General features: G+C 43.9%; 23 protein-coding genes. 10 read left to right on the forward strand and 13 right to left on the reverse strand.

Features of this window, described 5'->3' with window-relative positions; translation table 11 throughout:
* Positions 1-399: 399 nt before the first annotated feature.
* A complete protein-coding gene (locus tag CLV98_RS08950; protein WP_109673956.1) occupies positions 400-1,041 on the forward strand; it encodes a Crp/Fnr family transcriptional regulator in 642 nt (213 codons plus the stop codon).
* A 22-nt stretch (positions 1,042-1,063) separates the two neighbouring features.
* Here CLV98_RS08950 and CLV98_RS08955 read toward each other — a convergent pair whose 3' ends face one another.
* The 6 genes from CLV98_RS08955 to CLV98_RS08980 form a co-directional block, all read right to left on the reverse strand.
* A complete protein-coding gene (locus CLV98_RS08955) occupies positions 1,064-1,453 on the reverse strand; it encodes a DUF3037 domain-containing protein (protein ID WP_109674039.1) in 390 nt (129 codons plus the stop codon).
* On the reverse strand, positions 1,437-2,234 hold the full coding sequence (locus tag CLV98_RS08960; protein ID WP_109673957.1) for a HipA family kinase: 798 nt from the start codon (positions 2,232-2,234) through the stop codon (positions 1,437-1,439). The genes CLV98_RS08955 and CLV98_RS08960 overlap by 17 nt, the downstream gene beginning before the upstream one ends.
* Positions 2,235-2,368: 134 nt before the next feature.
* Positions 2,369-3,943: a DHA2 family efflux MFS transporter permease subunit gene (locus CLV98_RS08965; RefSeq protein ID WP_109673958.1), complete on the reverse strand. Its 1,575-nt coding sequence runs from the start codon at positions 3,941-3,943 to the stop codon at positions 2,369-2,371.
* Between the two features lie 112 nt (positions 3,944-4,055).
* Positions 4,056-5,156 (reverse strand): HlyD family secretion protein, encoded by a 1,101-nt coding sequence (locus CLV98_RS08970; RefSeq protein WP_109673959.1) that lies wholly within the window; start codon positions 5,154-5,156, stop codon positions 4,056-4,058.
* Between the two features lie 42 nt (positions 5,157-5,198).
* A complete protein-coding gene (locus CLV98_RS08975; protein ID WP_109673960.1) occupies positions 5,199-6,530 on the reverse strand; it encodes a TolC family protein in 1,332 nt (443 codons plus the stop codon).
* Positions 6,508-7,152 carry a TetR/AcrR family transcriptional regulator gene (locus CLV98_RS08980; RefSeq protein WP_109673961.1) on the reverse strand — a complete coding sequence of 215 codons (645 nt, stop codon included), beginning with the start codon at positions 7,150-7,152 and terminating at the stop codon, positions 6,508-6,510. The genes CLV98_RS08975 and CLV98_RS08980 overlap by 23 nt, the downstream gene beginning before the upstream one ends.
* A 218-nt stretch (positions 7,153-7,370) precedes the next feature.
* Here CLV98_RS08980 and CLV98_RS08985 point away from each other — a divergent pair, with 218 nt between their 5' ends.
* Positions 7,371-8,387 (forward strand): serine hydrolase domain-containing protein, encoded by a 1,017-nt coding sequence (locus CLV98_RS08985; RefSeq protein WP_109673962.1) that lies wholly within the window; start codon positions 7,371-7,373, stop codon positions 8,385-8,387.
* A 3-nt stretch (positions 8,388-8,390) separates the two neighbouring features.
* Here the strand turns inward: CLV98_RS08985 and ruvC are convergent, their stop codons facing one another.
* Positions 8,391-8,981 carry a crossover junction endodeoxyribonuclease RuvC gene (ruvC, locus tag CLV98_RS08990; RefSeq protein ID WP_109673963.1) on the reverse strand — a complete coding sequence of 197 codons (591 nt, stop codon included), beginning with the start codon at positions 8,979-8,981 and terminating at the stop codon, positions 8,391-8,393.
* A 1-nt stretch (position 8,982) separates the two neighbouring features.
* On the opposite strand from ruvC, the gene CLV98_RS08995 reads away from it, so the two are divergent.
* A complete protein-coding gene (locus CLV98_RS08995; protein WP_109673964.1) occupies positions 8,983-9,993 on the forward strand; it encodes a lysylphosphatidylglycerol synthase domain-containing protein in 1,011 nt (336 codons plus the stop codon).
* Between the two features lie 7 nt (positions 9,994-10,000).
* Entirely contained in the window at positions 10,001-11,155 is a 1,155-nt protein-coding gene (locus tag CLV98_RS09000; RefSeq protein WP_109673965.1) for a glycosyltransferase, read from the forward strand.
* Positions 11,156-11,238: 83 nt separating this feature from the next.
* Here CLV98_RS09000 and CLV98_RS09005 read toward each other — a convergent pair whose 3' ends face one another.
* A complete protein-coding gene (locus CLV98_RS09005) occupies positions 11,239-13,299 on the reverse strand; it encodes a choice-of-anchor A family protein (protein WP_109673966.1) in 2,061 nt (686 codons plus the stop codon).
* 311 nt (positions 13,300-13,610) lie between these two features.
* A complete protein-coding gene (locus CLV98_RS09010; protein WP_109673967.1) occupies positions 13,611-14,432 on the reverse strand; it encodes an XRE family transcriptional regulator in 822 nt (273 codons plus the stop codon).
* A 295-nt stretch (positions 14,433-14,727) separates the two neighbouring features.
* Here CLV98_RS09010 and CLV98_RS09015 point away from each other — a divergent pair, with 295 nt between their 5' ends.
* The 6 genes from CLV98_RS09015 (at position 14,728) to CLV98_RS09040 (ending at position 19,780) form a co-directional block, all read left to right on the forward strand.
* Complete coding sequence (locus CLV98_RS09015; protein WP_109673968.1) at positions 14,728-15,615, forward strand: MerR family transcriptional regulator; 888 nt, start codon at positions 14,728-14,730, stop codon at positions 15,613-15,615.
* Positions 15,612-17,090: a bifunctional phytoene desaturase/3,4-desaturase gene (gene crtID, locus CLV98_RS09020; RefSeq protein WP_109673969.1), complete on the forward strand. Its 1,479-nt coding sequence runs from the start codon at positions 15,612-15,614 to the stop codon at positions 17,088-17,090. The genes CLV98_RS09015 and crtID overlap by 4 nt, the downstream gene beginning before the upstream one ends.
* Before the next feature lie 5 nt (positions 17,091-17,095).
* A complete protein-coding gene (locus CLV98_RS09025) occupies positions 17,096-17,932 on the forward strand; it encodes a phytoene/squalene synthase family protein (protein ID WP_109673970.1) in 837 nt (278 codons plus the stop codon).
* A 143-nt stretch (positions 17,933-18,075) separates the two neighbouring features.
* Positions 18,076-18,591 carry an isopentenyl-diphosphate Delta-isomerase gene (gene idi / locus CLV98_RS09030; protein WP_109673971.1) on the forward strand — a complete coding sequence of 172 codons (516 nt, stop codon included), beginning with the start codon at positions 18,076-18,078 and terminating at the stop codon, positions 18,589-18,591.
* 41 nt (positions 18,592-18,632) lie between these two features.
* Positions 18,633-19,079 (forward strand): sterol desaturase family protein, encoded by a 447-nt coding sequence (locus tag CLV98_RS09035; protein WP_229203279.1) that lies wholly within the window; start codon positions 18,633-18,635, stop codon positions 19,077-19,079.
* Positions 19,076-19,780, forward strand: a complete 705-nt coding sequence (locus CLV98_RS09040) for a lycopene cyclase domain-containing protein (protein WP_109673973.1) — start codon at positions 19,076-19,078, stop codon at positions 19,778-19,780. The genes CLV98_RS09035 and CLV98_RS09040 overlap by 4 nt, the downstream gene beginning before the upstream one ends.
* Here CLV98_RS09040 and CLV98_RS09045 read toward each other — a convergent pair.
* From CLV98_RS09045 to CLV98_RS23870, 4 genes are read right to left on the reverse strand one after another with little or no spacing between them, the layout of a single operon-like run.
* The gene (locus CLV98_RS09045; RefSeq protein WP_109673974.1) at positions 19,777-20,919 is read right to left on the reverse strand and encodes an NAD(P)/FAD-dependent oxidoreductase; all 1,143 of its coding nucleotides are present in this window, start codon (positions 20,917-20,919) and stop codon (positions 19,777-19,779) included. The genes CLV98_RS09040 and CLV98_RS09045 overlap by 4 nt on opposite strands.
* Positions 20,906-21,598, reverse strand: coding sequence for a methyltransferase domain-containing protein (locus tag CLV98_RS09050; RefSeq protein ID WP_109673975.1), 693 nt, complete (start codon positions 21,596-21,598; stop codon positions 20,906-20,908). The genes CLV98_RS09045 and CLV98_RS09050 overlap by 14 nt, the downstream gene beginning before the upstream one ends.
* Positions 21,591-22,673 (reverse strand): type III polyketide synthase, encoded by a 1,083-nt coding sequence (locus CLV98_RS23865; RefSeq protein ID WP_229203280.1) that lies wholly within the window; start codon positions 22,671-22,673, stop codon positions 21,591-21,593. The genes CLV98_RS09050 and CLV98_RS23865 overlap by 8 nt, the downstream gene beginning before the upstream one ends.
* On the reverse strand, positions 22,670-23,545 hold the full coding sequence (locus CLV98_RS23870; protein ID WP_229203281.1) for a UbiA family prenyltransferase: 876 nt from the start codon (positions 23,543-23,545) through the stop codon (positions 22,670-22,672). The genes CLV98_RS23865 and CLV98_RS23870 overlap by 4 nt, the downstream gene beginning before the upstream one ends.
* Between the last annotated feature and the right edge of the window lie 319 nt (positions 23,546-23,864).

The following is a 23,864-nucleotide window of genomic DNA, read 5'->3' on the forward strand; positions in this document are numbered from 1 at the left end:
GAATACTAACGAAAAACAGACCTGCCATGCATGGACAGGTCTAGCTTATATATGAGGGAAGGGTGGTATTAAAACTATACTGATATGCCAAGTCAATCGGTTATTATGCATATATTTAGTTTATATCAAAAATACAGGATCTATATTATACAGCAAAATATTTTTACATAATAATGGTCAAAAAATATTATATAATGTCATAATAACACTAAACATTTAGTTATGTTCCTAATTGCAATATAAGGAAAATAGCAAACAATACCAAGTATCTCTATCAAAATAATAGAGTAATCGATTACAGAAAACAATTATTATTCAACAGGAATTCAGAGACTGGGTGGTATTTTTGTTACTATCTTACAAAAAAACAGGAGAAGTACCCCGATATTGATATATTTTATGTCCGACAACATCCCTATTAAAACTCTTTTAACGACTTATTTCCCTCAATTCGAAGAATCTCTTCAAGATTACCTCAGTACCATCTGCCATACCAAAGAATTTGCCGAGGGAGAGGTATTGATGCGCACAGGGCAACATTTCAAGTATTCTATGTTAATCGCCACAGGCAGAGTTAAGTTGTATCGGCAGGGAGAAGATGGTAACGAGGTATTTATGTACGAACTAGAAGCAGGGAACGCCTGTGCTTTATCGATGATATGTGCCGCCAAAAATGAAGAGAGCCAGGTCATGGCCAAGGCTATTGAACCTACCACGGCTATCTTGGTCCCCGTCCGCAATATGGACGAATTAATGAAGTCATATCGATCGTGGTACTACTTCGTCATTGAAACCTATCGATCGCGCTTTGAAGAACTCCTAACGGTTCTGGATCATGTGGTCTTTAAAGGAATGGATGAGCGCCTGGAGTTCTATTTGCAAAACCAAATCGGAAAAACGGGTAATAAAGAAATAAAAATCACCCATCAGGAAATTGCCAATGACCTCAATACTTCCAGGGAAGTGATCTCCAGACTTCTTAAGAAAATGGAACAAAATGGCCGCGTACACCTTAGCCGAAACACAATAGAATGGCTATAACCGTCTCACCTCAATTTCTACTTTAAAGAACGAGGTCTTCAAACAAACTATTGAGGGTCTGGGATGCATCTAGACAAAAACCAGGATGCACTCTGGAGGTTTGCAAAACCGTACTCCGGTGTGCCGTGAGCCAACGAAAGCGCTGGGCAAGGTTTTGCTGTCCTATGGGCCCGCTATCGGCTTCTCCCTTTGCGATAGCCTGAAGGCTATTGAGGTAGGTCTGAAGCTCTTCAGGATCCGCCTGCACCTTTAATGCCTTTAAGCGTGTAGGATCGAGATGGATCCGGGTGTCCAAAAATCTTTGTCCGGCACATAATAATATGACCCCTACATTGATAAACTCCTCACGTTCGATACAAGGAACCAGTCTAACAACGGCATATTCGTAGAGGAATTTAGATGTTTCTGGCATTTTGGGCTTCATTTACAAACTGCTCGGAGGCATTAAGTCGATTGATTAAATATTGCGCATAGACGTCCCTATAACTGTCCGCATCGGAAAAGGTTCTGTCTTGCAGCAGCCAATCCGATGGGATTAACGAGATGATGCCACGGATCGTATCGGGGCGAAGGATATTGCGTAGATCGGTATTGACCCCTGCAAGTTCCGACGCTCTGCTGAGCAGCACATGGTCCTTGATTTGTGCAAAAGGCTTGGCGGCCGCCTTTTCCCAGTTTTCTATGGAGTGATGAAAGAACAAGGAAGCACCATGATCAATCAACCACAGTTCCTTGTTCCACATCAGCATATTCGTATTTCTTACCGTTCGATCTACGTTAGTCAGTAGGCCATCGAGCCAAACTATTTTGGAGGCCAAGTAGGCATCTACCGGACTGGCCACGGCATCGAAGGTCATAGCGCCTTTCAAAAAATGCACCCCAAGGTTCAGTCCCTCGCTAGCACGTAATAAGTCTTGAATTTCCTCATCGGGTTCGGTCCTTCCAAAAGCCTCATCCAACTCAGCAAATACCATTTCAGGGACCTTAAGGCCTATGCTTCGGGCAATTTCGCCTCCTATAAAATCGGCAATCAACGCTTTTACCCCCTGGCCTGCCCCTCGAAATTTGAGCACATAGCTAATCCCATCATCGGCATCTACTAGTGCCGGCAACGACCCTCCCTCGCGCAGTGGAGTGACATACCGCTCGACCTGTACCCTTCGTATCGGCCCTTCTTTTCTAATCGTATCCATTCCCAGTTTTATATAGGGGTTATAAGTAGTATTATAATCGCATTTCTACTCAGACGCAAATATAGCATTTTGTCTAAAGAAAAGATCCTCTGAAACGATTCAGAGGATCTCAATATTCCTGCAAAAACGGTTGATTAGTGTACCGAAGCAGGGTCAATTTTGGTCTTTCCAGAGCGGGTCATCAGCACAAATGGAATACAGACTAGAAATAATAGCCCCAGGTACAAAAATACATCCATATAGGATAATACAATGGCCTGTTTGGCAATCGAAAAATCTAATAACTGATAGCCGCTCTTTAAGGCTACGTCGGGAGACAAGCCCTTACCGATAAAACTCTTCTGCAGATTATCCACTCGCTGCTGCACCAGAGGGTCATTGACGTTCAGCTTACTAACCAGGTCGCTGCGGTGAAGCATATTCTCTCGAGCTATAAAAGTCGTGATAACAGCCACCCCAAATGACCCACCTAATTGACGCATCATCCCAGTAAAAGCCGCTCCCTCCCCTATTTCACGCCCCTTAAGGGTCGATAAAGCCAAGGTGGTGATGGGCACAAAGAGCAATCCGAGTCCGACGCCACGTACCAAAAGCATGTTAAAAAACGCTTCCGATCCGGTATCTGGCGTAAGGATCTTGTATCCCCAAAAACTGTATATAAAAAAGAACAACATACCGGCCGACACTAAATATTGCTGCTTAACGCCCCGCTGAATCAGCTGACCTACCACAGGCATCATCATGGCTGTTACGATGGCTGCTGGCACCATTAACATGCCCGATTGAGTGGCCGTCCAGCCCAAGGTAGCTTGGGTATACAAGGGAATAATGAAGGTGGACCCATAAAGCCCAAAACCCAGTATAAACGATAGAATAGTCCCTACCCTCAAATTGCCATTTTTAAGTACTCGCAGGTTGACAATTGGATTCTTGTAGGTGAGCTCTCTCCAAATAAAGAAATAGAAACCCAACACGGCAGAAACCGTAAAAAACACGATATGACCATTATTAAACCAATCTTCTTCTTGTCCTCTCTCCAAAACGAACTGAAGGGAGCCCACGGCGACAGCCAAAAAGACAATTCCCCACCAATCGATTTCCGAGGCCGATTTCTTGTTGGCAAACTTAGGACTCCTTACAAACTCTATGGTCATTAATGCGGCAATGACTCCTAAGGGTATATTGATATAAAAGATATAAGGCCAACTATAATTGTCAACAATGTATCCGCCAAGTGGTGGACCTAAGGTGGGCCCTACAATAACGCCTAAACCGTAAATCGCCTGGGCTATGCCTCTTTTCTCTGGGGGATAGCTTTCTGTAATCAGTGTTTGAGAGGTTACCAATAAGGCCCCTCCACCTATTCCTTGCACCAGCCTAAAGAATACCAATTCCCATATATTGTCGGCTTGGCCACAAAGGAAAGAAGCAAACGTAAAAATAATGATGGAAGCAGCGAAATAATTCCTTCTTCCAAACTGCTGGGACAACCAGCTAGTCATGGGCACCACGATCACATTGCCAATGGCATAGGCGGTGATAACCCAACTTACTTCTGACAAAGTTCCCCCTAGGTTCCCCCTCATGTCGTTCAGGGCCACATTGACAATAGTGGTATCGACTATTTCCAATAGGGCACAAAGTACGGCGGTAAGTGTAATGATGACCCTACGGGCACCGTACTCGACCAAAGACTCTTGTAATTCCATAATCTATATTGCTATAATTGCACTGCCTGGTTGCCTACTTGGCCTCTAGGCCGAAACTAAGCCTGTGGCCCCCGGCAACAATGCGCCAGTAGAGGCCCCTGTACGGCTAAAATTAATTCAACTCCACATCCACAAATACATTCATCCCTGGTCTGAGCAAGGCGATATCCTCATTTTTCTCCTCCAGAAACTCTATTTTCACAGGTAGCCGTTGTACCACTTTTACAAAATTCCCACTGGCATTGTCGGGAGGTAACAGCGCAAAACGAGCACCAGTGGCCGGCGAGAATGAGCTTACCTGAGCCTCATAGGTATGTTCGGGATAGGCGTCCACATGGATCTTGACCTTCTGCCCTACCTTCATTTTGGTAAGTTGCGTCTCCTTAAAATTAGCCACTACCCAAGGCTTCTCATTGGACGTAATACTGAATAAGGTTTGCCCAGCTTGCAAAAACTGCCCTATTTGCGCATTCACTTTGGACACATGGCCATCAGTTGGGGCCGTGATTACGGTGTACGACAACATCAACTCTGCATTTTCTATTTCTGCCTGTCTGGCTCTTATATTAGCAGAAGCCACCGATTTTTGTTGGGCTGTAGCCAAAGTCTGGGATCCGGCGGCCTTGGCCTGCCGCTCGGCTGCTTGTCTTTGGGCTTCTAAAACGGCCAAGGCCCTTTCTGCCTTCTGCTTGGCTGCTTGTGCCAATTCATATTCCTGTTGCGTTACAGAATGGTCGCGTATCAGGTTCTCATAGCGGGCAAAATCCTGATTGGCTCTCCAGACTGCAACCTTTGCTTCTTCTATCTGGGCTTGTACCACGTCTACATTGGCCAAATAAGTGTTTCCGGCGGCCTTCGAAGCCTGGGTGGTGGCTGTGGCCACCGTCAGGTTACTTTCTGACCCTACCAGCCCGGCCTTGGCCTGCTCCAAACGAATAAGCTGGTCTTGGTTGTCTAAAACCAATAGGGTATCACCCTTCTTTACCAACTGATTGTCCACTACCCTAACCTCCTTCACATAGCCCGAAATCCGGGGAATTACGGGGCTAATATGGGCGTCGATCTGCGCATCGTCTGTTTCTTCATGATGCAAGCCATGATTGTATTTGTTAAATCCCCATGAGCCACTTACCGCCACAAGTAGGCCCAAAATGATCATAAAGCGCTTATTTGTTTTCTTTGGTGCGCCTTCCGAAGTTTGATTGTTTTCCATGATGACTTTATTTTGAAAATCTTATATTTTTTTGCTAATTGATTATTGTATTACCCCAGACACTTGCTGCAGTCTTTTGTAACTTACAAGCGCATCAGCCTTGGCCATTTCATAATTGATTTCGGCTTGGACCTGCGCCACGTCGGCATCCAACAGCTCCGTGGTCGTCACCAAGCTATTCTCATATTTATTTTTGGTAATTCTTAAGTTTTCATTGGCCTGTTCCCTGGCCTTGGTATACACCTCTATTTTCTGCTTGCTAAGCTGATATTGGTAGAAAGCGGAGGTTACCTCTCTCTGAATTTGATCTTGTAGAATACCTTCTTGGGCTTTTACTTGATAGGCTTGAGTATGGGCTTGGCTGATCTTCGTTGAAGACTTCCATAAGGAGGCAATATTGTAGTTAACGCCTACGCCTATATTCATCGCATTAGGGATATTGACCACCCCCGGAATTCCTATGGCTACGTAGCCGGCTGTAAGAGCAATAGAAGGGTATAAGTCGGCCCTAGCCACCTTCATTCCAAGATTAGTTGCTTTTTGACGCATGGCATTGGCTGCCAAATCCTTACGGCTAGCCAGGGCATCGTCCAGCCACTGATCCATTTGGCTGACCTCCGGTAAGGCCTCAAAAAAACGCGCATCGGTTTCCAAAACGGTACCGACCGGTAGTCCTAGCATCAGATTCATATTGACCATCGTGACCTTAAGGTCGTTCTGAGCATCTAACAGGGCCAATTCTACATTGGATGCCTGCAATTCCACTTTCATCAAATCATTACGTGCCACCAAACCGTTTCTCTCTCGGTCCGTAAACTTCCGCACCCGGTCCTTCTCGCTGAGCAAGTTTTCCGAAACCAAATCCACGGCCTTTTGAGCCTTATGCAAGTTGGCATACGCCGTAACCGTATTCATAATCACGGCCTCTCTATCCTTTTTCACATCCAATTTGGTCGCCTCCTCTAGGTACTTTTTCGACTCAATTCCATATTTAAAACGAAAACCAGAAAAAACAGGCACCGAGGCCGTGGCCATTCCGTACGCCGCCTGATGCACCTTTAGCCCAGAAGTACTCCCCGTGCTATCATTGGCCAATTGACCGAGCTTAAAGTTAACATTAGGCGTATTTAGCCTGAGGTATGCCCCCGTCACCCCAAAAGATGGCAATTGGTTATCTTTGAGCTCTCGCGTATCTAGCTTCGCCATTTCGACCATCGATTGGCTAAGCTTCAACTCCTTACTATTCTGTAGACTCATTTCTATGGCATCCGCCATATTAAGATGCAGCGTCGGTTGTGCTTGCAGTGATTCCGTATTAGCAAAAAACAAGATTGCGAATACATAGGACCATCTAATTAAGACCTTGTTGTTCATTGGAAACCGAATTAATAAATATAAACTTTAAATGCACTTTTAACTTTTCTAATAAATATAGATTGAACTCCTCTTCACTTAAATGCTCCAATTGGTTCAAACGCCTGTAAAAATCCTGATTAGCAATCGCCTGATTCACCGTACCATATATCGTGGTCATCATTAAGGACATATCCAGATTTTCCTTGAATACGCCCTCTCGAATACCAAGACTAATAAGCTGCTTCATCAAATCGATGTGTCGCATTTTAAGGTCCATGATAAAGGCTGTAATCGTTTCCGATCGATTCGACGATAATTGTTCACGCATCACGATGTTGTGAAAATTCTTCCTGAACATAAACCGACCTACAACACTGTCCAGCCAAATATTCACCTTTTGCATGGCCGTCAAATCTTGGTTCTCCAATATATTGACCATGGTCGTTTCGGTCTCCGCCATTCTTACGCTAAATAAAGCCTCAATAAGCTTCTCCTTCGATCCGAAATAATAGGATATCATTGAGACGTTAATGTCTGCTTCTTGCGCTATATCTCTAATAGAGGTTCCGGCAAAGCCTTTCTTAGCGAATAAGCCTTCGGCCACTTCTATGATTTGTAACTGCTTAGTTCCGTATTCCATATTTCCTTCGTTAATATGCTATTTCAACACAAAAGTAGAATTGAAAGTTTTACAAATCAAACGATTGTTTAATAAAATCAAACATTTGTTTGATTTTATTAACTTGACAAGAAAAACTTATAAAATGCCTATTTAGCACCAATACGGTTGATGAACTTTAGTAAACCATTCTTTATATTTTGTATATTTAATACATCTCACTCCTATTTTTAAATCATATGTTGATATTAAGCCCTATACTTTCATTGATCATCATGCTACACATCGGCCATCCCTTCCAGGCTATGCCGGAGACCAACGACTGGAAGCATCGGCTCGACTCTCTATCGCATTCCAAAGACTTTAATGGGGTAATTATGTTAGCACAAGGGGATTCAGTTCTCTTTAGGGCTGTGCGGGGCTATGCCGATCTGTCCATGAAGCGAGAACTGAAAGCTACCGATAGGTTTGTGATTGGTTCTATCAGCAAACAAATTACCGCCGTTCTGATCATGAAACTGATCGAAAAAACAGAAATTGATCCTCACGATCGGATAAGTAGGTATCTTCCCGAGCTAAATCAATCTTGGGCCGATACCGTAACCGTACATCATTTGCTCAGCCACACCCACGGCATAGCAGAAATGGATGCACCTTTGCAATTCGAACCTGGAAGCCAGTTTCAATATTCCCAACTAGGGTATGAGCTATTAGCGGTAATAGCGGAGCGTATTACGCAGCAGTCCTTTGAGGAGCTATCTACACAACTATTTCGTGAAGCAGAAATGCCCGAAACGATGCATCCCACAAACCGCACCTTCTTGAATCTCGTAAAGGCTTATACGACGGCAGAAGATGGCTCAGCACACTTAGAAACCAATAGTTTAATGTATGATGTGGCAGCAGGAGGCTTCGTATCGACAGCCCAGGACTTACTGCAATGGACTCGTTTGTTGCAGACGGGAAGGCTTATAAAAGAAGCGAGTCTCCAAAAAATGATTCGACCCTATGCCCTTAGAAATCATCCGGTACTTGGCGCACTGAATTATGGCTATGGGTTAACGTTTTTGCCTGGTGAAGAGTCCGTTCAGGTGGGGGCATTCGGGTATGTCCCTGGGTTTGCAAGCGCATGCTTCTACTACCCGGAGGGGAAGTATACTTTAGTCGTATTAGAAAATGTAGCGAAAACCCCTGAGCGCTTTAAAAACACCTTTAGCATTCATACTAAGGCTATGGAAATCGTGAAGCATATGTAGTGATTATTTTATTCGCTCTGGGTTTTCGGATACAAATGCTCCCCACCCTCCTTTTTTAGCCTTTGAACTATTGGATGTTTTAGCCGAAGCCGGGGAATTAGCATGGTAATGATGGCATATAGCGATGGCTATCCCGTCGGTGGCGTCCATAAATTCACGACTGAGCTCCATTTTAAGAATTTTCTCCAACATATAGGCCACTTGCTCTTTTGAAGCACTCCCACTACCGGTCACCGACTGTTTTACCTTTTTGGGTGCATACTCCACAATAGGAATACTACGGGCTAAAGCCGCCGCCATAGCCACCCCTTGTGCGCGTCCAAGCTTTAACATAGATTGTGGGTTTTTACCATAAAAAGGATCTTCTATAGCCATTTCATCGGGTAGGTAGTCGTCGATCAACTGAGAGATCCTTTCAAAAATTTTCTTTAGTTTGAGTTCGTGGGTGCTATATTTGCTCAAATGAATTACACCATACTGAACCAAAGAGATTTGCTGGCCTTTTACCGATATCACCCCGTACCCCATGACCTGGGTACCCGGATCTACTCCAATAATCACTTTTTCAGCAGGATGTGCAGGTATTTTTTCCATAATGATACAAGATAATCAAACCAAAGCAACCCTAAAGGAAAATAGGTGGGGAAGATTGCTCTGGACGACAAAACTAGTAATAACCGGACTAATTCTGGCCTATATCGTCGACACGTTTAGAAGCGAGCAAAAGGGATTACGGGATATCGGACAGAGTTTGAGACAGGTATGGAATTCAAAACATTTTGTATCCATAAGTTTTCTCTTACTTTTGGTTCCGGTCAATTGGGCTCTAGAAAGCCTAAAATGGAGAAACCTTGTCAACAAAATCCTTCCTATGACATTTAGGGACGCATTTAAAGGCACTTTAACGGGCCTTGCTGTGGGTGTAGCCCTGCCCGCCCAGCTAGGGGATACCATAGGAAGGCTTGGTGCCATCCAAACTGGGCAGCGGCTGCAGGCCTTGGGAGCGGCCATCATTTCAAACGGAATCCAGTTTTACGTTTCCATCGTTGCGGGCACCATTGGCTGGGCTGTGGTATCTCCCCAGTTACCTCTTTCGATGGGACAAAAAAATGGAATATGGATCGTATTGGCTGTGATTATTACATTGGGTGTGTTAACGGCAATAGCCCGTCATAGACTCCTGTTGCTCACCAAAAAAATACCGTTACTTAAAAAGACCACTGAATACCTCAAAGTAATAGGACTTTATAGCCCTATGGAGTTACTATGGGCCTCCACTCTAGGAGGAGCCAGATACCTCGTGTTTTTGACTCAGTTTTTAATTGCCTTATCCCTCTTCCAATTTCAACTCCCTATTTACCTTCTGGCCTCCTGCATTACCCTTATTTTTCTGGTCAAGACCGTCGTCCCAGCTGTAAATGTACTGGGCGACCTAGGCATACGGGAATTTACGGCACTCTTCGTATTCAAGTCTTTTAACTTGCCTATCGATCAACTGCTAGCCGCTACCTTCCTGATATGGGTTGTCAATGTTTTGGGTCCTATTTTTATTGGGTTATATCTCATATGGAAATACAAAATCAAATCGAATTCTTTAAATACTTAATCTCCTAATGATTCACAGCGCCTTACAGGTCATTCTAGTGGTCATCGCTATTACCCTAGTATGCTATTTTATATTCACATGCCTTTTGGCCTTTACCTGGAAGCGTCAGCCAGCTATCGCAGAGCGCAAAGACCTAAAGGAGCCATCCAGCTTTTTTACGGTGATAGTCCCGGTGCGAAACGAAGCCAATAATATTGGAAAGCTACTGCAGGACTTGATTCGTCAGGACTACCCATCACACCTTTACGAGGTGCTCATTATGAACGATGGCTCCACCGACGCCACTGCGCAGCTTGTAGAGGAAATTATAAGGAATACCACCCGCCAGATCCACCTGGTCGAGCTTCCCTCCGACCCCTCCAAATCGCCTAAGAAGCGAGCCATAGAACATGGAATAAAAATGGCCAAAGGGTCGCTCATAACCACCACCGATGGCGACTGCCGTATGGGTCCCCACTGGCTTTCGTCGATTGACTCCTATTACCAGTCCACGGCTTGCCGGCTGATCAGTGGACCCGTCACTTTCCTTGAACCCCAAAAGCTCACCGACCATTTACAAATTATAGAATTTGCAAGCTTAGTAGGTAGTGGCGCGTGCTCGCTGGTGGCGGGGTTCCCCTCTATGTGTAATGGTGCCAACCTCACCTACGAAAAACGGACTTTTATGGCCGTAGGAGGCTACTCAGGCGTGGACCACCTGGCATCTGGTGATGATGAGTTTCTTTTGCATAAAATAGCGGACCAATTCCCCGGCCAATACGGATTCATTAATGACCCTGAAGTCATTGTTAGTACCGCAGCGCATCAAGACTGGACCTCTTTTTACAGGCAAAGAAAACGATGGGGTAGTAAATGGAAACATTATACCAATCCTACACCTAAAATATTGGCTATCTTTATTTTCATGGCCAATGTATCCATGCTCATTAGTGTAGTTTTAGCCCTATTTGGATGCATATCTTTATCAGACTTAGCCATTATATGTCTGCTAAAATGCTTGCCTGAATGGATATTCCTAACCCCTATACTGGGTTTTCTCAAAAAAAGATCGTCAATTCCTTATATACCACTCACTCAATTGCTCTATCCTTTTTACGTCTGCCTGTTTGGTTTAGCGGCCCAAGATAAGACCTATATATGGAAAGGCAGACGGCTATCGTAATACCCGATATCGCCTAAGTAAAAAAGGAGGTGCTCCAAATGGAACACCTCCTTTTTAGCATCAATGCCGTCTTAAGCCACCAATTATTGTTTAACAAACTTTTGCTGGGTAACACCCTGCTCATCCACAACACGCATTACATAGGTTCCCGAAGGCAGGCTTCCTATGCCGATTTGTGCCTGATGCGCTGCAACTACCGGCTGAACACTCTTTACACGTGCAGCATTCATAGAGAATACCTCAACTTTTTGAATGTTACTGGTACTAGACACCGTTAGCTCATTGATTGCTGGATTGGGGTATACGGCTACAGAAGAAGTTACCGCACATCCACGATCTGAGATCGCTTTGATGGTACTGTATTCGAAACTACCGTCCATATCAACTTGCTTCAATCGGTAATACTGGTTACCAGCCTGGTTGCTTTCCTTAGAAAAAGGGGAGTCGATATATTCGTATTGATCCTGAGTAGCGTTATAAGTCACCTCATCTAAGGCTACGAAGCTGGTAGCGTTGGTAGACCTTTCCACTTCGAAATGAGAGAAATTCTCTGCTTCTGCTACCGTCCATTGTAAAACCGCAGCACAGTTCACCTTTTCAACAGAATAAGATGCTAGTTTCACCGGTAGTGGAGTGTCGTCGGGCGGAGAGGTCTTGCACGTACTCGATGATTCTGGATAGCTAATGGCAAATGTTGTTGTGGGTGACACAGTAACTCTAATTTTTGAACCTGCCTTTTTTATCGAAGCATTGGCATCATCGATCTCCTGCCATTTGCCATCGACTTTGGTCCATCCCGGCCAGGCAATACCTTTGCCATCGGCATCGATCGCAGCACCTGGGAAAAGTAAACGGCCGCTCAGCGGTTGGTTGGTTTCCGTTTTAACCACTTCGTCATTGGCGTTGATCCATTCAATCTTCGCTGTGGCGCCTGTCGCATCGTAATTGGGCGTTATGGTATAGTTTAACCAAGGAGCGTTATTGTCGCACTCAGATCCCCCAGTGACCGTAATAGTCTTGTCCTCTTGCAATGGAACATCGGGCTGAAAAGGCCAAAAATGAATCTCATCTCTTTGGTGTGTGAACTGATCGGCGATCACCTGGCCATTGATATTACCGTTATTGTCCTTGATCAGATTAGCTCTCGGAGCCAATAACGTACCCGATATTTGCGCATTCCCTCCTACTGTAAGCGTTGAGCTAGCATCCGGAAAATTATACAGTATATAGCTTCCTTGGCTGTCGTTAAGCCCGCCAAATCCAGGAAAACTTAGCGTGCCCCCAAAAGCAGGGTAGTCTACAATATTAATAATCAATCCAAAATTTTTGTTGGGAACCTCAGCTCCCACTTGCGAAGGCCCATTAGGAATACCTTGAATATTGATATTTTGAATGGAGTTCCATACGGCGGCCGATACCGTCAGTACATTAATTTTATTAGGATCTACAACAATGCGAGGATTATTTCCAAACTTCGATGGGTCCTTATAGGGTCCCATCTCAGCTCCTGGAATGGTATTACCATTTTGATCTTTGATAGGGAGGTTGTCGGCCAGCAAGGCTAATTTATCCGAATTACTGATCAAATTGGTAAATGCCTTATCGATATCGATCTGAGAAGACCCTGTTCCAAATACATTTTGACAGATGGGATTATTGGCATCACTCAACTCTGCACTACCAAATGAATTGGCCTGAGCATTCAAGGTGATATTAGGAGTGCTTCCATATCCGCTAGTAGCTTTGGTGATTCGAATATTGGAAGCCGCTCCATTATTATCACGATACCATGTTTTTAGGGGTGTTGGCGTCGTGCAGTTTCCAATCTTTACGTAGTTGTTTCCGTTGATGGTAAGGCTGCCACTATTCAGGTTCACACCCCCACGTACGGCCAGCCCAATAGATACGCCACCCACATGAAATATTCCAAGGCTTTTATCAAAACTAATTTGATACTGGTTACTTGTCAAATTTCCACCGATGGCAACCGGTCCTTCCGTTTCTGAAGACTGTAGAATTGTGTTGCCTTTTACGAAAATATTAAATTTCAAAGCTGGCGCGGTAGGACTTTGAGCCACCGATTGGCCAGGAATGACCCAACAAAGGGCCATATTTAAGAGGAGGAATTTAAAGTATGATTGCATAATGATTTGAGGTTTTATCTACCGCAAAACTATAAATGCCATCACAGAGCAGGAAATTAAAGGTCTAAATGAGGTATATAGCGGGGTCAAACCGCAAATTTCTGTGGTTAAAAAAAACAGCTTTCCAGTCCCTTGGTTCTACCCATAATAATCGATCTAAAGGTTACGACAGCAATTGTAATAAATCAAATAAGCCTAAATGCATGTTTTAACATCTATCAAAAATTATTACTACATCATGAGTACATATAGTACTAATTACCAATCATATTTATCAACTCCTTTCAACTTTATTCGATCTTTTTGCTAACCTATCCCTTCAAGGATTTGCCCTCCTTAAGTTGCCCAATTTCAGTTTTCATTTCCTGAAGCATTTTCAATAAAACCTGTAAGTCGGTCTGCGGCTCAGGCAGGGACTTGCTGTGAAAACTATAATATTCCCAAACCTCTAAAACTTCAGAAACCGGCACCGTATAAGCAAAATATTGTTTGTTGAACGACTGCAGTAATAAGGTTCCGTTATCATGAACCGTAACCTGCTTAAATACGAAGTCCTGTTCACCCCTTAAAATTACGATGCAAGGTGTCTCCCTTTTAAGACTGGTCCAATCTTGCACATAACGAGCGATAATATCACTCCCCTCGGGTATAGGCAACATGCTATCCCCTTGGGTAGGAAACATTCTAAATGTGCCGTTCTTGGGTAAGTTTGGTAAATTAAACTTTGGTAAGGTTGCCAAGAACTCCGGATCACTGTACCCTGCCCGGTACCCAGCCTTGGCCTTTACTGGCACATACTCCACATTTTCCTGGTCTTCCTTGTCGACGGTAATGGCCAATACCCTTATCTGCCCCCCCTTCATAAACAACTCACTGCCTACCTCTAGATCCGTCAATTTCTGCTCCGACAGTTTGGATAAATCGATCTTCAACAAACTGTCGATACTCATTCTAAAGAATTCAGAAAAATTTATCAGATCATCGATACCAGGGTTGGACGTCCTACCGCTTTCATGGGCATTCAGCTTCACCCGCGATATTCCTAATTTCTCGGCAAGCGCTTCCTGACTCAATTTACGCCTTGACCTTAAAAACTTAATGTTAACCGACCAATAAATTGCATGATTCTTCATTGTACAAGCGTTTTACATGAAAAAGATATTAACAGTATCAAATATACACATCTTAATGATACTAACAATACTTTTGATAATTTTTTCTTATCTAATCCGCTGATTCCTAATCCCCTCTTGATAAAGAGTAGGATCCACTCATTAAATGTAAATCAATACTTCCTTAGCCTACACCAGGCCATAGCGTAAAGCACAGAACTCGTTAGTGATGCCCCCACCGTATGAAAAGAAAAAATGAAAAACGATTTGGATTTATATTTTGTTTAACTATTTTTGATAAACATTAAACAATATTATGGCCGAGTACTCCATTAAAGACCTTGAAAATATAACCAGTTTGAAGGCACATACCATCAGAATATGGGAACAGCGCTATGGACTCCTCACCCCACAAAGAACTGCTACCAATATTCGCTTCTATACCGATGATGATTTAAAGAAATTATTATCGGTCATGATGCTCATGGAGGCGGGGATGAAAATATCGGCGATTGGCAAATTGAGTGATGTCGAATGGAAACAAAAAGTAGAAGAGGCCATTGAACAGGAGTCAACTGGTCCTCAAAAATTGGCCGTTAAAATAAACCAGACCCGCATAGCCATTTTAGAATACGACGAAATTAGTATCCATGCTGTTCTCGACGAACTGATCGGGGAGTTAGGAATAGATGACACCTATGAGAAATTCATCTATCCTTTACTGGTTAAAACGGGGCTTTGGTGGATGAACGATAAAATGACGCCGGCTCAGGAACACTTTTTTTCTAACATTATTAGAAAGCGGCTATTCTCTGTCATAGCCAATTTAGAAAACCGTAAAACTTCTAAACAGAAATGGATTCTCTTTTTAAACGAAAAAGAAGAGCATGAAATTGGACTGCTCTATAGTTATTACCTCATCATACGCCAAGGTGCACAAGCCTTATATCTGGGGAGTAGAGTACCATTCGAGAACTTAAAGGAAGTTGCGGCGGTATATGGCCCCACGCATTTATGTACCTTTTGTGTTAGTAATCAACCAGAAACCTATTTAAAAAAATTTATAGAACAGCTGGCGGCACACTTTCCACAACAAAGCATCTGTGTGTCAGGGCCGAGCAATTACCTTAATAACTTATTGGCAGAAAAAAACATTATAGCCCTCCACTCCGTAGAGCAACTTAAAAACCAACTCCAATCATGATAGCAACAAATAAGGCAATCGTACTCGGTTCAGGATTCGCAGGAATGGCTGGGGCAGCGTTGCTGGCAAAAAATGGATTAGACGTAACGGTGATAGAAAAGAACACCACCTCGGGAGGGCGGGGCAGGGTTTTCGAAGATCAAGGCTACCGCTTCGATATGGGCCCCTCTTGGTATTGGATGCCCGATGTTTACGAACAATATTATAATGAATTTGGCTATACCACTGCCGACTTCTATGAGCTAAAAAAGCTGGATCCGGGGTTTGCCGTCATATTTGGCCAAAATGAAGTGATGGATATTCCGGCCGACTTTGAAGAGATATGCACCCTTTTCGAAAGTTACGAGACGGGGGCGGCCGAAAAGCTACGTAGGTTTATCGCAGATGGGGCCTACAAATACCAGGTAGGCATGGGTGAAATGGTATTCCAGCCAGCACACTCTGTAATCGAATTCATGAAAGTACGGTTGCTAAAGGATGCCTTAAAATTACAGCTCCTATCATCCTTTAAAGGCCATGTGCGCGAGTATTTCAAGGATCCCCGTTTATTGGCTTTGATGGAGTTTCCGGTTTTGTTTCTGGGGGCCTTACCCAAAAACACCCCAGCCATGTATAGCCTAATGAATTTTGCAGGCTTAAAACAGGGGACATTTTACCCCATGGGAGGTTTTGGAAGGGTAGCCGAAACTTTTCAAAAAATCGCAGAAGAACAAGGAGTGAAATTTAAGTTCCAAACAGATATCCATTCTATTCAAATCAAGGATAACAGGGTAGTGGGCTTACAAAATATCAATGATTTTTATCCAGCCGACATTTTGCTAGGTACTGCCGACTATGCCCATATAGAGCGCATGCTGCTTCCCAAATCGCACAGGTCCTACCCTACCAGCTATTGGGACAAGCGCACTTTTGCTCCTTCGGCACTTATCTTTTATCTGGGAATCAACAAAAAGCTAGAGGGATTGAGGCATCATAATTTATTTTTTGAAGAATCGTTCGACCAACATGCGCACGACATCTATAAGGATCCCAAATGGCCTAAAAACCCTCTATTCTATGCCTGCTGCCCATCCCGAACCGATGAGTCAGTGGCTCCGGCCGGTAAGGAGAACCTATTTCTGCTGATGCCCCTGGCAATTGGCCTCGCCGACAGCCCCAGTTTGCGAGAAGAATACTTCGAGATGCTGATGGAAAGACTGGAGAAATTTGCCGGGGAGCCTATTAGAGAATTTATTGATTATAAGAAAAGCTATTGTATCAATAATTTCATTAATGACTATAATGCCTATAAAGGAAATGCCTATGGCCTAGCCAATACTTTACGACAAACGGCCTTTCTAAAGCCTAAAATGCGAAGCCAGAAGGTATCCAACCTGTACTATGCCGGACAACTCACCGTCCCAGGCCCTGGAGTGCCCCCCACGATCATCTCTGGCCAAATCGCTGCAAAGGAAATCTTAAAACATCTCAACTAAGCATTATGAAACAACTTTTCGACCGTCTTTCCGAAACTTGTAGCAAAAGCACCACGGAATTATATAGCACATCCTTCTCCCTGGGAATTTATTTCCTCAAATCGGAATGGAGAAATCCCATTTACGGTATTTACGGTTTCGTTCGACTGGCCGACGAAATTGTAGATAGTTTTCATGAGTATGACAAGGCCGACCTGATGGCAAAAATACGCACAGATACCGTGATGGCCCTCGAGAAGAGAATAAGCCTGAACCCAATTTTGAATAGCTTCCAACACGTGGTACATACCTACGGCATAGAGTGGCCACTTATCGATACCTTCCTCAAGAGTATGGAAATGGATCTTCAAAATATAACCTATACCAGCGACACCTACAAGGAGTACATTCTTGGCTCGGCGGAGGTGGTGGGACTCATGTGCCTGAGGGTTTTTACCGATGGCAATAAGGAACAATTTGACCAACTAAAACCCTATGCCATGAAACTTGGGGCGGCATTCCAGAAAGTCAACTTTTTGCGGGACCTGAAGGCCGACTACCAGCAGCTAGGGAGATGTTACTTCCCGGGTGTCAATTTCGAGCATTTCTCTAAAGCCGATAAGGAACAAATACAGCTGGAGATCGAGAATGATTTCAGGGAGGCACTAGTAGGGATCAAAATGCTCCCTCCAGGCGCCCGGCGTGGCGTATATTTGGCTTACTATTACTATTATAAGCTTTACCTACGCATCAAGGCCACCCCTGCAGAAAAGGTGATGAATGCTCGAATTAGAATTCCCGATTTCGACAAAGCTGGGCTTATGCTCCGCTCATTGGTGAGGCATCAGTTCGATTGGATGTAATTGGTTGTTGACATCGTTAGAGGAACATTTGAAACCAACACATTGTTTAGTTTATTTCCACTAGCCATGCTTTTTTACCTAACAAGCAAGACTATTGACTCAGTGGCGTTTACAAAGTAGAAATTAATCCTATTCCTATCAAAATGATACAAGAAAAAATTGTACTGGTTAATCCATCGGATGAAGAAATAGGGTTGATGGACAAATTAGAGGCGCACCAAAAAGGGCTATTGCACCGGGCCATTTCCGTTTTTATATTCAATACTGCCGGCCAGCTGCTTCTCCAACAGCGGCAACATGACAAATACCACTCCGGTGGCCTATGGACCAATACCTGTTGCAGCCATCCATTCCCCAATGAATCCGTGGCCACAGCGGCTCAAAGGCGGCTATGGGAAGAAATGGGCATTCAAACGCCATTGAAACATATCTATCAATTTCAGTACTTCGCTCACTTGGACAAAGGCCTTATCGAGCATGAATTGGACCATGTCTTTTATGGTATTACCGACCAGGCTCCCCAGATAAACCCTGAAGAAGCAGCAGACTTTCGTTTCGTACATCCGACCGAACTAGACCTTGACATGCGGCAAAATCCGCAAAACTATACGGAATGGTTCAAAATATGTTTACCTGAAGTTTTAAGACAATTGGCTTGACATCGATCCTTATGACAAATTTGCTTCTTAACACGTTAATAATGCTGATCACTTTTTTATGTATGGAATCTGTGGCGTGGCTGGCTCATAAATACCTGATGCATGGATTTTTATGGTTCCTCCATGAGGACCACCATCAAAGAGATGATCAAAATTTTTTCGAAAAGAACGACTTCTTCTTTTTAATCTTCGCCATACCCGCTATCATTTTGATGTACTTAGGGATTTACCAAGGATTCCCCTACGTATTATGGATCGGCGCAGGAATTACCATTTATGGAGCGGCATATTTTTTAATTCATGATGTTTTTATCCACAGACGTTTCAAATGGCTGCGCAACGCCGATTCCCCCTATTTTAGGGCCATCAGAAGGGCGCATAAGATGCATCACAAACACTTAGGAAAACACCATGGCGAATGCTTCGGTATGTTATGGGTCCCTATGAAGTACTACAAGGAATCTTTAAATCCCAAAAGAACCAAATGAACAGTCTATATCTTTGGATAAATCTGCTGTCGCTATCGGTACCGCTACTTTTTTCTTTTCATCCCAGAATACGGTTATATCACAAATGGTCGGCCCTTTTCCCGGCCATAGGAGGCACTCTTTTGCCTTTTGTGATATGGGATAGCTATTTTACTCATTTAGGGGTCTGGGGTTTTAATCCTGCCTATCTGCTGGGCATATTCTATGGGGGCTTACCTCTGGAAGAAATACTCTTTTTTATATGTATCCCTTACGCATGTTTATTCACCTACTATTGTTTTAAAATCTACTATCCTGCCGATTTTAAGCTTAAATATGAGAAACGCATTACGTTTATTATCCTCATGCTCCTGGCAGTAGGGCTCACCTTGCATGGAACGAACTACTATACCGGATGGACCTTTACGGCCTTAGCCCTGGCCCTTATCTTCGTACAGTACCTCAAGCCACAGCCCTGGCTAAGCTTATTTTACTATTCCCATATGTTTTTGATACTCCCGTTTCTAATTGTCAATGGTCTGCTGACCGGAACGGGAATAACCGACTCCGTGGTATGGTACAACGATCTAGAAAATATGGGCATCCGGATACTCACTATCCCAGTTGAAGATATTTTTTACGGGATGCTGATGTTAATGATAAATGTATCGATATTCGAATACCTCATCAAAAAATTCAGGCTTACGGTTCACAGACTTTAGAAAACGTCGCCATGGGTGGCAGCAACAATCCTATTTCTCAAACCTGATGACAAGGAGAGTCCCCTCAACGACCAATCAGTTAGGGTATTTTTACCGAAAAGCTTTTGTAAATAGAAACCCATTTGAATCCTACTCGAAAAGGCTTCGTTCCACTCCGACCTAAACGTCCCTTCTAGCTGTGTTCTGCTCAGTTGTCCCGAAAAATACCGGTTCATTTGGTAGGCCAAAATTTTACTCCCCCTCATGGCCATACTCATCCCATTGCCACAAAGGGGCGATATGGTGCCTGCCGCATCGCCAATTTGAAACAAGGGCCCCACTAAAGGTCTACGCTTATGAAACTGCACATTGCTCACCACCAATGGTTGTTTATAAATAAAATCTGCAGAAAAGAAATAACGGCGGAGAAAAGGATTCTTATTTAATATCTCCATTTCCATGTCATGGATATTATTGCCATGATTCCTCAGGTTTTGGGACTTAGTCAGGTAACATAGGCAATACTGGTTGGCTTCAACCTTAGAAATTCCACAATAGCCATCCCTAAAATTATGTAGCTCAATACGGTGCGCTGGCAAATCGGCCCGAATATGATACTTGACCCCAATGTAATTGTCGGCACTTGTATCGGTTGCTAAGTCATATCCTTCCATTTTTTGAACAAAAGCCGGGGTGTACTTACCGTAGCTACCACAGAGGAGCTCAGCATAAAACATCCCACGGGTCGTCACGATGCTGTAACCCTGTTCGTGGGCTACAACATCGGTCACTTTACAGTGTTCAAGTACCTTAACCCCCTTTTTTCTGGCCAAGTCGGCCAGGAAGGCGTCTAATTTGTATCGGCTTATGCCAAACCCTCCCAAGCCTAGGCGGTGATTTAGCATATAGCCCGATTCGGCACTAATGCCTAGTTGGCTGATTTTAGGCAGATCCCACTCAGCTAATGGGACCCCTAGAGATTCTAGGAACCCCCAACTTTCGTTAGAAATATATTCTCCACATACCCTATGAAAAGGATATATATTCTTTTCGAATAAAACAACCTCTCGTCCCTGATCGGCCAGCTGAATGGCCAGGCACAAGCCTCCCAAGCCCCCTCCCACAATTGCACAGGCATATACCCTATTATTGCTTTCCATATACTATTACTTGATGTCTAAAGGCCCATTTGTTCTTGATACGGTAATGCTGAGCCCCAGCTTGCTGCAGAATCTTTTTCCATTCCACCCTCTTAAAACCTCGTAGCACAGACAGTGGAGCATCGTTTTTGACCAAATAGGACGAAGAGAACAGCCACGTAAGCACCTTGATGCTCCAATAGGCCAAGGCATTGCGCTCTAGATCGTTGATGACTAGAATACACTTTCTTTCGCAGGCGAACCGCACCAAATCAACCATTTCGGTATGGGAAAGGTGGTGGCAAAACAAACTCGCATGAATTAAGTCGAAATGCGTAATATACTGGCCTATATTCCGATAGTCATCACAGAAATATTGAATATTACCACTTCTCTGTCGTGATTCGGCATACTGGATGCACACTTCTTTTTGGTCGATGCCCACTAGTTTGAGGTCAATACCTTGTTGCTGTGCCCAGGACTCCATACGCAGCAGGGTATCTCCCCCACCACTTCCTATGTCAACGACACATAAGGCCTTATCCCGAGGCAACAAGTCCTTTAAGGCATTAAAAGAGACCGCATAGCCGCCAAGCCAATGGTTAATAAAATCGAGTTCCTTCAGATTTTGAAACAAATCTTTTTCAGGTATATCCACCGCATCGAGGAGCTCTTTTTGAGTACTTCTATGCTTAAACATAACGTAGGCTCATGGTTTCGATGCTTATTCCCGGGCCAAAGGCTGCAGAAAATAGCTGTTGGCCAGCCATAGAAGTGGTACTCTTTGCGAGGATGGCCTCCAGTACGAACAAAACCGTTGGAGAGGACATATTCCCATACGATCGTAGCACTTCGTAGGCATCGGCTAGTTTATGCGGCGCTAACTCCACCGACTTAGCAAATTCTTCTAGTATTTTCTTACCTCCCGGATGCACCGCCCATTGTTCCACCTCTTCAGGATTTAGACCTATAGCATCCAACATATCTTTTATGTTTTCTTTGATAATTCTTGGGACATACGAAGTTAGGTTCATAATAAACCCACTTTCAGACAACTGCCACGCCATGTCCTTATATCCCTCATGTACGATCATGGAATGAAAGGCGTCGATCCGAACCGGATTAGGATATTGTCCTTCGGCCTGGGAAGTGACCAACACGGCCGCAGCCCCATCGGCAAATAACAGATTCGAAAGCAAATAATCGTCGTCGAACCGTTGCTGAAAATGAAGCGTGCATAGTTCGGTACATAAGACCAGCACCTTGGCATCGGGCACACTTTTACAGATATAATCGGCATTCTTGAGTGCCAAAATAGCCGCATTACAGCCCATAAAGTTAAGGGAGGACCGCCCAATGTTCGGCGGAAGCGCTAATTCCCGAATGAGCTCTATATCGAGCCCCGGGGCGAATAGCCCCGTGCAAGTCACCGTAATGAGATGGGTACAATCCTTTTTCCACAGCAAAAAATCTTTTAAGCCACCCACCGCCTTTAACGATAGCTTTAGGGCCTCGGCCCGATAGACCTCCATTCGATCGGACAGGTTAGCCGACGGCTTGTCCGCTCCCCTTCCGAAGAGCAGGTTACCGGAGAACTGATCACTGAAATCGGGAAGAACAGAATATCGCTTATCGATACCAGTTTTAGACGAAACAATGTTTATTTTCCTGCTTTCACTAGGAGTAGCCGCTCCTAATGAATAAAAATCGGCCAATTGTTTTTGCTCATACCCATAGTCGGGAACGGCGGTGGATATGTAGGATATATAACTCAAAGAAAATACCGAATAACGATTAGAAAAATAAAAAAACTATTCATGCACCATGCGGCCAGGGCATTCATCCGCATGGTATGGGTGAAGTTGGCAAAGTATTCGTTTTGCCATACCAGACGCATCCAATAAATGTAATAAACGATTATCGGCATAAAGAATGAAATAAGCAGGTAAAAAACCATTCCAGTCCCCATGCGTTGAAAATACAAAAAATAGCATAGGTTGCTCAAGGCGAACATTGCCCCAGTAAACAAAAAAGTACCTCTATACCCCAATTTATAACTTAAAGTAACGACTCCATCGGCTAAGTCGGCCTGGTGTTGGTAAATCTGAGTGAGTGGATAGGCCCCTCCAATTTGCAGAGAACAGGCCAATAAAACTAACTTAAAGGCATTATTGAATGTAGGCCATGAGCCAATAACCCCAACCGTGGCCATCAGATACGTAAATGCGCCCTGAAAAAGCATAACGGTTAAAAAGCCCCCAAAAGCATATTTTTTGAGTCGGATTAGCCTCGAGCTATAGGCTCTCGAGGCCAATATATACACGATAATGCAAAGGGCAAATTCAGGAGATACATACCAATAAGCCAGTAGTACCGCCACCAAGTCCATGGCCAGGGTCAGGTAAAACAGCCATATCGTAGGCATGGGTGGGTTTTCTAAACCTCCTATACTCCCCTCGTCTCGGTCAATATAGCTATTATAGCCATTACTCGCCGGATATACCAAAAAGTGTATGATACTAAAAGCAGTAATTGCCTTGACCCAATTGACTGATGGGGCTTGACTTAAGGCAAATAAGAAAAGAGGCATCAAAAAAAAAGAAAAGGGGATTCTTAGTAATTTTACCGTGTTTTGTAATTGCTGCATATTCCATTTCAATTAATTCCATGCCAGAAAACCTTTTCTCCTTCGGTTAGCAAAGGGTTGAATCCTATTAATATATTTATACCATTACGAAAAAGGTTGGCAAAAGTTACGAAATACGAATTTCAACTGCAATGGCCCTCACCCCTGCTCCCCCTGCGAGGGCGATCATTGGCACATAATCTCCCCACCTAAATACGGTAAAACCAGGGAGTTGTGTGCACATTTTGATCAGTAAAGCAGGAGGATCAAAACGAATACTACTCCATAAAAAAACCGGAATAGCAATTCCGGTCTCCTTCTGTAATCCTATGTAGCCCAC

This window comes from Dyadobacter jejuensis, assembly GCF_003149085.1.
Lineage (GTDB): Bacteria > Bacteroidota > Bacteroidia > Cytophagales > Spirosomataceae > Dyadobacter > Dyadobacter jejuensis.